12 protein-coding genes and 1 pseudogene are annotated in these 13378 nt (G+C 57.1%); 10 read left to right on the top strand and 3 right to left on the bottom strand.

Annotated elements, in window-relative coordinates; all coding sequences use genetic code 11:
• Nucleotide 1 precedes the first annotated feature (1 nt).
• Complete coding sequence (gene thiL, locus ACIOJF_RS06315) at nt 2-1018, top strand: thiamine-phosphate kinase (protein WP_133833492.1); 1017 nt, start codon at nt 2-4, stop codon at nt 1016-1018.
• A 27-nt stretch (nt 1019-1045) separates the two neighbouring features.
• Here thiL and ACIOJF_RS06310 read toward each other — a convergent pair whose 3' ends face one another.
• Entirely contained in the window at nt 1046-1771 is a 726-nt protein-coding gene (locus ACIOJF_RS06310) for an IclR family transcriptional regulator (RefSeq protein ID WP_402741358.1), read from the bottom strand.
• A 122-nt stretch (nt 1772-1893) separates the two neighbouring features.
• On the opposite strand from ACIOJF_RS06310, the gene leuC reads away from it, so the two are divergent.
• The 4 genes and pseudogenes from leuC to ACIOJF_RS06290 form a co-directional block, all read left to right on the top strand.
• Nucleotides 1894-3333 carry a 3-isopropylmalate dehydratase large subunit gene (gene leuC, locus ACIOJF_RS06305; protein WP_041649644.1) on the top strand — a complete coding sequence of 480 codons (1440 nt, stop codon included), beginning with the start codon at nt 1894-1896 and terminating at the stop codon, nt 3331-3333.
• 14 nt (nt 3334-3347) lie between these two features.
• Nucleotides 3348-3953 (top strand): 3-isopropylmalate dehydratase small subunit, encoded by a 606-nt coding sequence (leuD, locus tag ACIOJF_RS06300; protein ID WP_013348787.1) that lies wholly within the window; start codon nt 3348-3350, stop codon nt 3951-3953.
• A gap of 257 nt (nt 3954-4210) precedes the next feature.
• On the top strand, nt 4211-5530 hold the full coding sequence (gene murA, locus ACIOJF_RS06295; protein ID WP_105659152.1) for a UDP-N-acetylglucosamine 1-carboxyvinyltransferase: 1320 nt from the start codon (nt 4211-4213) through the stop codon (nt 5528-5530).
• 95 nt (nt 5531-5625) lie between these two features.
• Nucleotides 5626-6018: pseudogene (locus ACIOJF_RS06290) on the top strand (lysophospholipid acyltransferase family protein); the annotation flags it as partial.
• Between the two features lie 84 nt (nt 6019-6102).
• Here ACIOJF_RS06290 and ACIOJF_RS06285 read toward each other — a convergent pair.
• A complete protein-coding gene (locus ACIOJF_RS06285) occupies nt 6103-6264 on the bottom strand; it encodes an NADH pyrophosphatase zinc ribbon domain-containing protein (protein ID WP_353653987.1) in 162 nt (53 codons plus the stop codon).
• Nucleotides 6265-6342: 78 nt separating this feature from the next.
• Between ACIOJF_RS06285 and ACIOJF_RS06280 the strand changes: the two genes are divergently transcribed.
• The gene (locus ACIOJF_RS06280; RefSeq protein WP_402472809.1) at nt 6343-7377 is read left to right on the top strand and encodes an NAD(P)H-dependent glycerol-3-phosphate dehydrogenase; all 1035 of its coding nucleotides are present in this window, start codon (nt 6343-6345) and stop codon (nt 7375-7377) included.
• On the top strand, nt 7377-8489 hold the full coding sequence (locus tag ACIOJF_RS06275) for a D-alanine--D-alanine ligase family protein (RefSeq protein ID WP_402741357.1): 1113 nt from the start codon (nt 7377-7379) through the stop codon (nt 8487-8489). The genes ACIOJF_RS06280 and ACIOJF_RS06275 overlap by 1 nt, the downstream gene beginning before the upstream one ends.
• 77 nt (nt 8490-8566) lie before the next feature.
• Here the strand turns inward: ACIOJF_RS06275 and ACIOJF_RS06270 are convergent, their stop codons facing one another.
• Nucleotides 8567-9016 carry a DUF3515 domain-containing protein gene (locus ACIOJF_RS06270; protein WP_402741376.1) on the bottom strand — a complete coding sequence of 150 codons (450 nt, stop codon included), beginning with the start codon at nt 9014-9016 and terminating at the stop codon, nt 8567-8569.
• 141 nt (nt 9017-9157) lie between these two features.
• Here ACIOJF_RS06270 and ACIOJF_RS06265 point away from each other — a divergent pair, with 141 nt between their 5' ends.
• The 3 genes from ACIOJF_RS06265 to ACIOJF_RS06255 are packed head-to-tail and all read left to right on the top strand — an operon-like array spanning nt 9158 to nt 13375.
• Nucleotides 9158-10204, top strand: coding sequence for an LCP family protein (locus ACIOJF_RS06265; RefSeq protein ID WP_105659157.1), 1047 nt, complete (start codon nt 9158-9160; stop codon nt 10202-10204).
• 23 nt (nt 10205-10227) lie between these two features.
• Complete coding sequence (locus tag ACIOJF_RS06260; protein WP_105659158.1) at nt 10228-11196, top strand: DAK2 domain-containing protein; 969 nt, start codon at nt 10228-10230, stop codon at nt 11194-11196.
• Entirely contained in the window at nt 11189-13375 is a 2187-nt protein-coding gene (locus ACIOJF_RS06255; RefSeq protein ID WP_402741356.1) for an ATP-dependent DNA helicase RecG, read from the top strand. Before ACIOJF_RS06260 ends, ACIOJF_RS06255 begins: the two co-directional genes overlap by 8 nt.
• Nucleotides 13376-13378 lie beyond the last annotated feature (3 nt).

Here is a 13378-nt window from a genome sequence, read left to right as displayed (position 1 = left end):
TGTGACTACAAACCAACCAAACGTCGATGCAACGGTAGGTGACCTTGGGGAACAAGGCATCCTGGACGCGATGTTGCCGCTGCTTGATTCAGAACAAGCAAGTCTCGGGCCCGGCGACGACGCAGGTGCGCTGCGCGTGCGCGGAACGGAAGTTCTCGTCTCCGTGGATACCCTGGTTGAGAATCAAGATTTTCGGTTGATCTGGCCCAGCGGGCTAGAGCATAGAGCCTATGACATCGGGTGGAAATCCATTGCACAGAATGTTTCGGACATTAATGCAATGGGCGGTCACGCTACTGGCGCCGTGATTTCTTTGTCCCTGCCGAAGGACACTTCCTTGGAATGGGTCAGGGACTTCAGCCGCGGCGTTGCCGAGGCTATACAGGGACTTGGCGCACAGGAACTTACCATTCTCGGGGGAGACCTCGGGAAGTCCCAAGAAATTTCCGTTACCACTACCGTTCTGGGCGAATGCGAGCATGGCAAGGTCCTGAGGAGCGGAGTCCAAGTTGGCGACCGCATTGCCGTGGCGGGACGTGTCGGTGCTGCTGGGGCAGGGCTTTCCGTCCTGGAACATGATCGCAACGAACAAGGCTGGAGCCGGGCGGTGCGCCGGCTGGTCCAGGCGCAGTGCCGTCCCGTGCCACCGTTGGAATCCGGCCCGCGTGCCGCGGAATCGAGTGCTACAGCCATGATGGACATATCTGATGGGCTGATCCGTGACGCTGGTCGCTTGGCCAAAGCCAGCCATGTGAATCTCGAGTTAGAGTCTTCCGCATTGCAGGATTATGCTGTTCGCTTGGAAGCCGCCTCAGAACTGACCGGCACCGATCCTATGTCGTGGGTATTGTACGGCGGCGAAGATTTTGGACTCCTTGCTGCCTTCCCAGAGGGAATTGAAATCCCAGAGGAATTCACCGTAATTGGTGCTGCCAAGCCGGCTAACGGCCGCCGCGCAGTAGTGAAACTCGATGGCAAGGTCTCAAAGCCTGAGACAGGCTTTGACCACTTCGGCTAGCTGCTCCGAACGTGCTTCATGAGTTGGCTACGCGCGGTCATTCTGGATGCGCAGCAGTTCGGAAAGCTCGTGGGCGGCGCTAGTCACGGCTTCGTGGTGAATCTTCCCTGGCTGGCGCGTGAGCCGTTCAATCGGGCCGGACAAGGACAGCGCCGCGATGACTCGTCCGGACTGCCCGCGAACTGGTGCTGATACGGAAGCTACACCTGGCTCGCGTTCGCCCAGCGACTGGGCCCAGCCACGCCGACGGACGCCAGCCAGAATTGTCGGCGTGAAGCGCGCGTGATGCAATCCGTCGACCATGCGTTCATTGTCTTCCCAGGCGAGCAGAATCTGGGCTGCCGAGCCGGCTTTCATGGACAGCTGGGTTCCAACAGGGATGGTGTCACGCAGGCCGACTGGACGCTCAGCACTGGCGATGCACACACGATAATCGCCCTGCTTGCGGAAAATCTGCGTGCTTTCACCGGTGAGGTCGCGAAGCTTGATGAGCACGGGGCCAGCGGCGCTGACCAATCGGTCTTCGCCAGCGGCGCTGGCGAGTTCCACCAGACGGTTCCCCAGTTCAAAGCGGCCGTGCATGTCGCGTCCCACCAATCCATGGTGAACCAGCGATTGGGCAATACGGTGCACCGTAGGACGCGAGATTTCGGTGAGTTCTACCAGCTGGGACAGGGAAGTGGGACCATTCTCCAATGCGTTGAGAATGGCTGCTGCCTTGTCCAGTACGCCTACGCCGCTGCCTGTTGTCATGGTTCCAGTATCACGTCTCAGTATTTGAGATTCAAGTCCGCATACTGGAAAAGTCGATCTATGAAGTGTCAAAGTTGGAGTATCAAATGTTCGTAGCTTGAGGAGTGTGTCGCATGTCCGCCATGCAGTCGCCCCAGACATTGGCAGAAAAAGTCTGGAATGCACATGTTGTGCGCCGAGGAGAAGGCGAAGGCGAAGCCCGCCAGCCGGATTTGATCTACATTGATCTCCACTTGCTGCACGAGGTGACCTCGCCGCAGGCCTTCGAGGGCCTGCGCCTGGCTGGCCGTCCGCTGCGTCGTCCGGACCTGACGATTGCTACCGAAGACCACAACACTCCCACGCTGGATATTGACAAGCCCATTGCCGACCTGACCAGCCGCACCCAGATCCACACCCTGCGGGATAACTGCAAGGAATTCGGTGTCCGCCTGCACTCCTTGGGCGACAAGGAGCAGGGCATCGTTCACGTGGTAGGTCCGCAGCTGGGGCTGACCCAGCCAGGCATGACTGTGGTCTGCGGTGATTCGCATACCTCGACCCATGGCGCCTTCGGAGCCCTGGCTTTGGGTATCGGCACCTCGGAAGTCGAGCATGTCATGGCCACCCAGTCGCTGAGCCTGAAGCCGTTCAAGACCATGGCCATTAACGTCGAAGGCACCTTGAAACCTGGTGTTACCTCCAAGGACATCATCTTGGCGGTCATCGCCAAGATCGGTACCGGTGGCGGCCAGGGATACGTGCTGGAGTACCGTGGTTCTGCGATTCGCTCGCTGTCCATGGATGCCCGCATGACCATCTGCAACATGTCCATCGAGGCTGGCGCCCGTGCCGGCATGATCGCTCCGGACGAGACCACCTTCGAATACGTCAAGGGGCGCCCGCACGCACCAGCCGGTGAAGACTGGGACGCCGCCGTCGAGGACTGGAAGCAGCTGCACACCGATGAAGGCGCGCGCTTCGACGCTGAAGTCTTCTTGAATGCAGACGAACTCGAACCATTTGTCACCTGGGGTACCAACCCCGGCCAGGGTGTCTCGCTGTCTGAGAATGTGCCTTCTCCGGAAGACTTCGAAGACGAGAATGACCGCAAGGCTTGCGAGCGTGCCTTGAACTACATGGGTCTGACCGGTGGCACTCCGCTGAAGGACATCCGCGTGGATACCGTCTTCCTGGGGTCCTGCACCAACTCCCGCATGGAGGACCTGCGTGCAGCTGCCCAGGTCATCAAGGGCAAGGAAAAGGATCCTGATGTCCGCATGATCGTGGTACCCGGCTCGGCGCGTGTTCGGCTGGAAGCCGAAGCAGAAGGCCTGGATCAGATTTTCAAGGATTTCGGTGCTGAATGGCGTTTTGCAGGTTGCTCCATGTGCCTGGGCATGAACCCGGATCAATTGGCCGAGGGGGAGCGCTGCGCGTCCACCTCCAACCGCAACTTCGAAGGACGCCAGGGCAAGGGCGGACGTACCCACCTGGTGTCGCCGCTGGTGGCCGCGGCTACCGCAATCCGTGGAACACTCTCGTCGCCTAGCGACCTCGTCAACGCACCGGCTTCGGTCTAGGAAGGATCACCGTCATGGAAAAGATTGTCAGCCACACCGGTATTGGTGTTCCACTGCGCCAGAGCAATGTGGACACGGACCAGATTATTCCTGCCGTTTACCTCAAGCGCATCACCCGCACCGGATTCGAGGATGCGTTGTTCGCGGGTTGGCGACGGGATGAGAACTTCATCTTGAACCAGGAACCTTTCAATACGGGCTCCGTGCTGGTGGCAGGTCCCGACTTCGGCACCGGTTCTTCGCGCGAGCACGCTGTCTGGGCGTTGAAGGACTACGGATTCAAGGCTGTGATCTCCGCTCGTTTTGCCGATATTTTCCGTGGCAACTCGGGCAAGCAGGGACTGGTTGCTGCTGAAGTGGCCCAGAGCGATATTGAATTGATCTGGAAGGAACTGGAGAACAATCCAGGCACCACGGTCACCGTTGACCTGGAATCGCGTACGGTCCAGTGCGGTTCCATCTCGGCACCGTTCCAGATTGACGACTACACCCGCTGGCGCCTGATGGAAGGCCTGGACGATATCGGCCTGACCTTGCAGCATGAGGAAGATATCACCGCATACGAGGCCAAGCGTCCTGCGCATAAGCCGCAGACTTTGCCGGCACGAACCGCAGGCTAAGCACCGAGTTCAAAATAAATGGAATGGTCCGCTCCTCCCTGACGTTGTTAGGGGTGAGCGGATTATTGCATTCCTAATGGAATGATTTTCGGCAGAGCATAATAGGTCTGTCTGAAAGCATGCTCACAAAGTGTGCGCCACGAGATGATCTGGGCATACTGGCAGGTACAGAGGCGGTATGCTTACTTAGTCCTGCCAGTTCGAAAGCCTAGAAGCTTCGGCGGGCGATAACGACTACGCGATGAGGTAATTCATACATGGGTAAGATCCTGACGATCCATGGTGGTGTCCCGCTCAAGGGCACCGTACGAGTCGGCGGAGCAAAGAACCTAGTGCCAAAAGCCATGGTCGCGGCTCTGCTTGGCGATACCCCTTCGGTATTGCGCAACGTACCGGAGATCAAAGATGTAGCTGTCGTGCGCAGCCTCCTTGAAATCCACGGTGTCAAGGTTGACCAGGACCCTGAAACCGGCGATCTGACCATGGACCCTACCCAGGTCAAGACCGCCTCGAACCAGGCGATCGATGCCCATGCCGGTGACTCGCGTATCCCTATTCTTTTCTGCGGACCATTGATCCACGCCCTGGGCGAAGCGTTCATCCCGGATCTGGGTGGCTGCCGCATCGGCGACCGCCCAATTGACTTCCACCTGGAAGTGCTGCGCGACTTTGGAGCGATCGTTGACAAGGCTGCCGATGGCATCCGCATCTCGGCCCCTAATGGGCTAACCGGCGCCAAGGTTGAACTGCAATACCCAAGTGTTGGCACCACCGAACAGGTCCTGCTCTCGGCCGTTCGAGCCAAGGGTGTCACCGAAGTCAGCAACGCGGCCATTGAGCCAGAAATCCTTGACCTGATCTCGCTGCTGCAGAAGATGGGCGCCATCATCTCCGTGCACCGCGACCGCGTGATCCGCATCCAGGGTGTCGAGAAGCTTACGGGCTTCGACCACTCCGCTTTGCCTGATCGCAACGAAGCCGCGTCATGGGCCTCTGCCGCGCTGGTCACCAAGGGCGACATTTTCGTCCAGGACGCGACCCAGCGTGATTTGACTGCTTTCCTGCACGTCTACCGCCAGATCGGTGGTGAATTCGACGTCAAGTCCGACGGTATTCGCTTCTATCATCCAGGTGGAGACCTTAACCCACTGATCCTGGAAACCGACGTTCACCCGGGCTTCATGACTGACTGGCAGCAGCCGCTGGTAGTGGCCCTGACCCAGGCCAAGGGCGTATCGGTCATTCACGAGACTGTGTATGAGAACCGCTTCGGATTCACCGATGCGCTGGTTCGCATGGGTTCCACCGTCCAGGTTCACACCGACTGCCTCGGCTCCACCCCTTGCCGCTTCGGACAGCGCAACTTCAAGCATTCTGCTGTTGTCGTAGGCCCAGCGCAGCTGACCGGTGCCGACATCGATGTTCCTGATCTTCGTGGCGGTTTCTCCCATTTGATCGCTGCTCTGGCTGCCGAAGGCACCAGCAAGGTCACCGGCATTGAGATCATCAACCGAGGCTACGAGCACTTCATGGAGAAGCTGCAGGCCCTGGGCGCAAATGTCGAGCTGAGCAACTAAAGGGGATCCGAATCGTGGTAAAGATTCTGGCCCCTGGCGAATCTGCTAAGACTAAACGGGTTTTCTCGCTATTGGCGGGCATTGTCCGTTCTGCCATGAACGGTTTGATGGGCAAAACGTGGAAGGGCTTCGAAACCCTCCCTCCGGGCGGGTACATCCTCTGCCCCAATCACCTGACCGAGATTGATCCGCTGGTTGTCGGCCATGCTATTTACAGCAATGGCCGGCTGCCACGCTGGCTGGCCAAGGAATCCTTGTTCAAGATCCCAGTGCTCGGATGGATGCTGCGCGAGACCGGCCAGGTTCCGGTGTCACGCAGCGCATCCAATGCTGGCGAATCGCTGGCCGCGGCCCGAAAAGTCCTGGACGCAGGCGGGGTCATAGTCATCTACCCGGAAGGGACGCTGACCCGCGACCCTGATCTGTGGCCAATGGTAGGGCGAACCGGTGCCGCACGTTTGGCCCTGCAGACTGGCGCACCAGTGGTACCGATGGCTCACTGGGGCGACCAGGAACTGCTGCCGCGCTATTCCAAGAAAATGTATCCGTTCCCGCGAAAGCACGTCACCGTGTCAGTTGGCCAGCCCGTGGATCTTGATGACTTGCGTGGTGGCCCGCGTACTCGGGCAGTGCTGCAAGAAGCCACTGATCGCATCATGGACGCGATCACCGCACTGACCGCAGAACTGCGCCAAGAAGAAGCACCAGCTGCGCGGTGGGATCCCAGCAAGCATGGCCAGTCGAAGACTGGCCGCAATTTCGATACCCCGGATAACTAATTACCTTGATCAACACCTTCCAGAGGACTGACATTGACTAAGCCGCTACCACGCAAAATCGCCGTCATGGGCGCTGGCAGCTGGGGGACAACCTTCGCCAAGGTACTTGCTGATTCCGTTGCAGACAAGGGCATCGACGTTCAGATTTGGGCCCGTCGCGAAGACGCCGCCAATGAAATCAATGAACGCCACACCAATTCACGCTACCTGCGCGAAACCAAGCTTCCGGCCAACATCACGGCATCATCGGATCCGAAGACCGTTCTCAACGACGCTGACCTTGTCGTCTTGGCGATTCCGGCTCAGTCGTTGCGCCAGGAATTGGCGAAGTTCAAAGAATTCTTTGAACCCGGTGCGGTCTTGCTTTCACTGATGAAGGGTCTTGAACGCGGGACCGATCTGCGCATGAGCCAGGTCATCGCCGAAGTCACCGGGCTGCCTGCAGAGCAGATCGCTGTGCTGTCCGGACCAAACCTGGCAATGGAAATCGCACGCGAGCAGCCAACGGCTTCGGTCGTGGCCTGCACCGATTCTGATATTGCGCAGTGGATTGCTGAACTGTGCTCCGCTGCATACTTCCGTCCCTACACTAATGACGATGTCTTGGGTGTTGAGCTTGGCGGAATCGTCAAGAACATCATCGCCCTTGCCGTTGGCATGTGCGATGGCATGGGAATGGGCGATAACACCAAGTCCACCGTCATCACGCGCGGCTTGGCTGAAACCACTCGCTTGGTCCTCGCCCTGGGTGGCCGTTTGGACACCTTGGCAGGTCTTTCTGGCCTAGGCGACCTTGTGGCTACCTGTTCTTCCTCGCTCTCCCGCAACAACACTGCAGGACGCCTGCTTGGCCAGGGGCTCTTCTTGGAAGAGGTCAATGACCGCATGTCGCAGACTGCGGAAGGCATCAAATCAGCACGTGCCGTATTCGACCTGTCCCAGGCCCATCACGTGGAAATGCCAATCACCGAAGCGGTGGTCATGGTCCTGGAGGGCACCTTGAGCGTTGAAAATATGGCTGCACGCCTGTTGTCGCGTGAATTGAAATCTGAAGGAGAACGTCACTAATGACTGAACGCAAGCTCCGCGTCCTCTTGCTCTTCGGTGGCCGTTCCTCAGAGCATTCCGTTTCCTGCGTTACTGCGGCCGGCGTCATGCACGCCATCGACCGCGAGCGTTTCGAAATTGTTCCGGTGGGTATCACCCGCGACGGCGGTTGGACCCTGCTGGACGAGGATCCAGAAGGCTGGGCACTGAATACTGGCAAGCTGCCAGAAATTTCCTCGGTGGATCATCCGGTGCATCTTTCCACCGACGCGCAGAAGACATCATTGCTGTCCTACTCGGACTCCACGGTGGCAGATCTGGGCGAGATCGACGTGGTCTTCCCGTTGCTTCATGGTCCGTTCGGCGAGGATGGATCAATCCAGGGCATGCTGGAAATGGCTGGCGTTTCCTACGTTGGCTCCGGTATCGCAGCCAGTGCGATGGGCATGGACAAGCATTTCATGAAGGTAGTCTTCGAAGGAGCAGGCTTCAAAGTAGGCCCGTACGAAGTCATCACCAACAAGCAGTGGCTGCGCAACAGCGAAGCTGCCATGAAGCGTTGCGAAGACCTGCAGTACCCGTTGTTCGTCAAGCCGGCCCGCGCGGGATCCTCGGTAGGCATCACCAAGGTAGACGAGCCTTCGGGGCTTCGTGCCGCTATTGAGATTGCCCGTGCTGAAGATCCCAAGGTGATCATCGAGCAGGGGATCGTTGGCCGTGAAATCGAATGCGGTGTTCTTGAAGGCCGCGGCTGCGAACCTTCGCGTGCCTCATTGCCAGGCGAAATCGCGGTGGCAGATAATGAGCACACCTTCTATGATTTCGAAGCGAAGTATGTTGATGGCGCCGCCGCCGAGCTCAGCTGCCCAGCAGATTTGAGCGAAGAAGCCACTCGCCAGATCCGCGAACTTGCAGTCAAGGCCTTCGATGCTATTGATGCAGAAGGCCTATCTCGAGTTGATTTCTTCCATACTCCCGAAGGGGAGTGGATCATCAATGAAATCAACACCATGCCCGGCTTCACGCCGTCAAGCATGTACCCGCAAATGTGGGCCAAAACGGGAATTGAGTACCGTGAACTTATTGATGAGCTGATTGGGCTGGCTACTGACCGGAATATCGGTTTGCGCTAATCCGGGAATAGCCGTTAAAGCGTGAGGGTGTGTTGAAGAATCAACACACCCTCAGGCTTTGCTTGTAGGCGATCCGCTTACAAGTTCACTGACTTGTCAACGCTGACGCACTTTTTGGAAGCCGGGATCTTCTGGGCTGCATCCGACAGCGTGGCCAGCACGGTACTTGACGGGATGACGTTAGGATCCAAGACGACTTCGGTCGCTGGCGTCCGGCCATAAGTAGTCAAGGTCCAGATACCTGATTCTTCATCCTCATTCGCTACCCAGTCGACGTCATTCACGGATACACAGGGGTCAGTAGTGGGTCCTGGAACTTCGACACCGCAACGCAAGACAACTTTTGACGGGTCGCCCCAGGCCGAGGTTGCCTGCGAGGTCGTTGAACGGCGCTCGGCATCATCGATGGCTTCAGGCAGGACGACCATCATTTCCGCACAAAGCGGGTTGGCTGCGTCCGGGGCAGCATCCACGGAAGCGGCTGATGCGCAGCCTGCAAGTACTGGTAGTAATAAAGTACCGCTCATCACCAATGCCGAAGTTTGAGCAAGTTTTCGGTTAAGTTTTGGTGACAGTCGGGCTTTCAAGCTGATTTTAGACACGTTATAAGACTACATCGGCACTCTGAAAGATAGGATGTACAGAGTTGAAACTGTGAAAGGTAGCAAATGTCCTTTGAAGAGCACCCAGCGCGACCGCGCAAAAAGAAAAAGCGCACCGGGCGAGCCATCGTCTTAAGCGTGCTTGCCCTCGTCATGGTCGCGGCGCTTGTTGCCGCCGGTTACCTTTGGAACCTTGGCAGAACTTTCGACTCTGAAAGCCAGACGATTACGGATGCCTTCCCCGCGGAAGAAACTCGTCCTGAAGTCAATGACGAGTCCAAGGACGCCGTCAACATCCTGCTGCTCGGAAGCGATACTCGCGCAACTCGTGAGGCGGATGAGGACAGCGAAGACTTTGGTACCCTGCCTAACGGTGGCCGCTCAGACACCATGATGCTGGTTCATATTCCTGCAGACCGCGAGAATGTGTTTGTCACCTCCGTCATGCGCGACACCTGGCTTGATATTCCGGGCGTAGGCACTGCCAAGATCAACCGCGCTTTTGCCAGCGGTGGAGTGCCCAAAGCAGTCGAAACCCTTGAGGGGCTCTTTGGCGTTCGCATTAACCACGTCGCGTCCGTCGATTTCGAAGGATTCAAGGGTCTAACCGACGCAGTGGGCGGAGTTACCGTCAATAACCCGCGAGGCTTCAAGCAGTCAATTGTTAATGGCATGTACTTCCCAGAGGGTGTTCAAACCCTGGACGGTGAACAGGCACTGGCATTTGTCCGTGAACGCAAGTCCTTCCCAGGCAGCGACTACGAGCGCGTCAAGAACCAGCAGCTTTTCGTCAAGGCTTTGCTTGGTCAGTTGATGTCCAAGGAAACCCTGACCAACCCGGGTAAGGTCTCTGAAGTTGTTTCTCAAATTGCACCGTTCATTGCAGTTGATGAAACTCTGGATTCTGGCAAGGTTGCCTCTTACGCTTCCTCCATGCTGAACCTGCGTTCGAACGATATGGAATTCTTCACCCTTCCTAACAAGGGCCCGGGACGTTCGGCCGACGGACAGTCAATTGTCATTCCGGATATGGAAGTGATTGAGAAGTTTGGCAAGGCACTGCAAGAAGACAAGATGGCAGAGTTCGTAGAAAATACTGACCTGTCACGATAACTCCACTGAAGGACCAACTTTCCATGACTCCCCAAAAACTCGATACCTCGGTGCGTGCCATCAGAGAATGGCTCGCACGGAGTGTCAAGAGTCTCGGGAACCATTCTGACCGGCTCAATGCCATCAACGTTTTCCCGGTAGCAGACGGAGATACGGGCAGTAACCTGTATCTGACTGCACGGGCAGGTCACGATGCAGTGAGTAAACTGGAAAGCGACGACATCGGTGGCTTCTTAGAAGTTGCCGCGCGCGCGTCAATGGAATCGGCGCGCGGCAACTCTGGAACCCTGTTGGCTGTATTCCTCAGCGGCCTGAGTGAACCGTGGGTCGGTTACGAGCGGCTTACCGCGCCGCTGCTAGCCCTTGGGCTTGAACGTGCCAAGGTGCGCTCATGGTCAGCACTTAGCGAACCAGTCGAAGGCACCATGCTCTCCGTGATCAACGCCATCGCGTTGGCCGCAGGCTCAACCCTTGCTCACTTGAAGTGCGATTTAGAAAGCCGTGCAGCGTTGGACACGGTATTGACCCAGATGAGCCAAGCGGCTCGATTGGCAGTGAAGGGAACTGAAACAGAGCTCCCGTCCCTCGTTGAAGCCGGTGTAGTAGATGCGGGCGCGGTGGGCATGCTGATCATCATCGATGAACTTTGCGCTGCTATTCGAAGCGACGCCACTGATTTTGAGTCCTACGAGAAATTCCATGGCTATCAGGTCCAGGATCCGCATGTTCATCTGAACAATGACACTGAAACCGGCGTCGAAGTCATGTGCACTGTCTCTCTGGACGCATTAGGCGCTGCTACTCTGCGCGGTCAGCTAGATGCCATGGGCAATTCCGTGATCATGTCCCCGGTAAACCAGCTTGAAGAAGACACCTACCGTTGGCGCGTACATGTGCATGTTCCGGAGTCTGAAAAAGCCTTGGACCTGATCAAGAAATACGGTGACCCAGTGAATATCAGCGTCACCGACCTGTGCACCCACGATGGCTGAAACAACGCTGACCACGTTTGAGAATGCAGAACTCTCAACATTCCTCGGAAATAAGAACGCCACCGCGCTGGAAAAGGCATTCGGCTACAGCACAGTGGGGGAGTTCCTCTGGCATTTTCCGCGGCGCTATGTCGAAGTAGGCGAACTTACGCCGATTTCAGAGCTTCCCTTTGACGAGCACGTCACCGTTGTGGCCCAGGTGGTCAACGTTAGCCAGCGACAGATGCACTCGCGTCGCGGTTTCATTTTTGAAGTGACCGTTAGCGATGAACTCAGTGCAGGCGGCCAAGAGCTGAAGATGACCTTCTTCAATGGTTACCAAGCCCGAACGGACCTGGATATTGGAACTATTGCAATGTTCAGCGGCAAGGTTGGCTGGTACCAGGACCACCTGCAGCTGAGCCAGCCCGAATACGCGATCCTGGATGAGGCATCACAAGCGGATCCGCGCCCTATCCCGATCTATCCGGCCTCGGCGAAGATGCCGAATAAGCGCATCAGGGATTTGATGGCGTTGTTGATGGAAGAATTCACAGATCAGAATCTTCCTGAATTTCTTCCAGCAGACCTCCTACGCACCCATCATTACCCAGTACGCCATCAAGCGTTCTTGGATCGACATTTTCCCAAAGAAATCAAGCAGGCTTACGTCGCTCGACAGCGCTTGGCCTTTGAAGAAGCCTTCATGCTGCAGCTGGCATTAGGGGAACGCGGTCGCCAGCTGGGAGCGCAGAAAGCTATCCCGCGTCCACAGGTGACAGGACGACTGGCCGATAAATTTGATGCCATCCTGCCGTTTACCCTCACTGAAGACCAGCTCCTTGTCGGAGAACAAATCTCTGCCGATCTGGCACAGCCACATCCGATGCATCGATTGCTGCAGGGAGAGGTGGGCTCCGGCAAGACCATTGTCGCGCTACGTGCCATCTTGCAGGTGATCGATGCCGGAGGCCAAGCAGCACTCCTTGCACCGACAGAAGTCCTGGCCGCACAGCACTATGCGTCTATCAAGAAGATGCTTGGCAACCTTGCAGAACCCGGATTGTTCGGCGAAGGCGAAGGAACTGGAGTCGCGCTCCTGACAGGTTCGGCAAAAACTGCACAGCGTCGTGAAGCTCTATTAGGTATTGCCAGCGGTGAAACAGGACTGGTGATTGGGACGCATGCCCTGCTGGGCGATCAGGTGCAATTTGCTGAACTTGGCCTAGTCGTCGTGGATGAGCAACATCGTTTTGGCGTTGAACAGCGCGATGCCTTGCGGGCTAAGGCGGCCGGCTCTGTTCCGCATACACTGGTCATGACCGCTACGCCGATCCCGAGAACCGTCGCTATGACCGTGTTCGGCGATTTGGACACGTCGACAATCAAGCGCATGCCCGCCGGGCGCGCACCGATCCAAACGCATATTGTTCCCATGCAGCTGACCGGTTTCCGGGACAGGTTGTTCTCAAGGATCATTGAGGAAGTCGGGAAGGGCCACCAAGTCTATGTGGTGTGTCCAAGAATTTCGGACACGACAGCGGAACAAGGCGTTCTCCTAGCGACCTATGAAGATTCTGCCGGACAAACCATGAGCGTCGAAGCCATGCAGGAGTTGCTGGGTGGGATGCCTGAATTTGTTGGGATACGTACCGAAGCGCTGCACTCGCAACTGGATGCAGCAGACAAGCAAGAATCCATGGATTCCTTTGCACGTGGCGAAATTGACGTGCTGATTTCTACGACTGTCATTGAAGTCGGTGTTGACGTTCATAATGCGACGTTGATGGTGATCATGGACGCTGAGCGCTTTGGCATCTCGCAGCTCCACCAGCTGCGTGGCCGCGTAGGCCGTGGCGGATTTCCCGGGACGTGCCTCATGACCACATGGTTGGACGCGGACCATCCGTCGGTTGGACGTTTGAAGACGATCGAGTCAACAATCGATGGCTTTGAGCTAGCCGAAGCAGACTTGGCGGAACGCAAAGAAGGAAACATCCTCGGCGTTCAGCAATCGGGTAGCCGATCGTCGTTGCGGGAACTGAGCATCATCAAGGATCGCTCGCTCATTGAGCGGGCTAGAACCGATGCGGGTCTCCTCCTTGCCGATGGCAACTGGGGACGTCATCACCCCGGACTCCTGGTGGCTGCCGGGAATTGGCTTGATGAGTCCACCAAAGAATATTTAAATAAGAACTGATTG

This window comes from Glutamicibacter sp. NPDC087831 (genome assembly GCF_044742845.1).
Classification (GTDB): Bacteria; Actinomycetota; Actinomycetes; order Actinomycetales; family Micrococcaceae; genus Glutamicibacter.
Note: the sequence above shows the minus strand (reverse complement) of the source record. Positions and strands in the feature narration are given on the sequence as shown.

Bases quoted from the DNA above. Each gene is read 5' to 3' on its own strand.
- leuD (WP_013348787.1), top strand. From the start codon at position 3,348: ATGGAAAAGATTGTCAGCCACACCGGTATTGGTGTTCCACTGCGCCAG.
- ACIOJF_RS06255 (WP_402741356.1), top strand. From the start codon at position 11,189: ATGGCTGAAACAACGCTGACCACGTTTGAGAATGCAGAACTCTCAACA.
- ACIOJF_RS06260 (WP_105659158.1), top strand. From the start codon at position 10,228: ATGACTCCCCAAAAACTCGATACCTCGGTGCGTGCCATCAGAGAATGG.
- ACIOJF_RS06270 (WP_402741376.1), bottom strand. From the start codon at position 9,016: ATGAGCGGTACTTTATTACTACCAGTACTTGCAGGCTGCGCATCAGCC.
- ACIOJF_RS06275 (WP_402741357.1), top strand. From the start codon at position 7,377: ATGACTGAACGCAAGCTCCGCGTCCTCTTGCTCTTCGGTGGCCGTTCC.
- leuC (WP_041649644.1), top strand. From the start codon at position 1,894: ATGCAGTCGCCCCAGACATTGGCAGAAAAAGTCTGGAATGCACATGTT.
- ACIOJF_RS06285 (WP_353653987.1), bottom strand. From the start codon at position 6,264: ATGCTTGCTGGGATCCCACCGCGCAGCTGGTGCTTCTTCTTGGCGCAG.
- ACIOJF_RS06310 (WP_402741358.1), bottom strand. From the start codon at position 1,771: ATGACAACAGGCAGCGGCGTAGGCGTACTGGACAAGGCAGCAGCCATT.
- ACIOJF_RS06265 (WP_105659157.1), top strand. From the start codon at position 9,158: ATGTCCTTTGAAGAGCACCCAGCGCGACCGCGCAAAAAGAAAAAGCGC.
- murA (WP_105659152.1), top strand. From the start codon at position 4,211: ATGGGTAAGATCCTGACGATCCATGGTGGTGTCCCGCTCAAGGGCACC.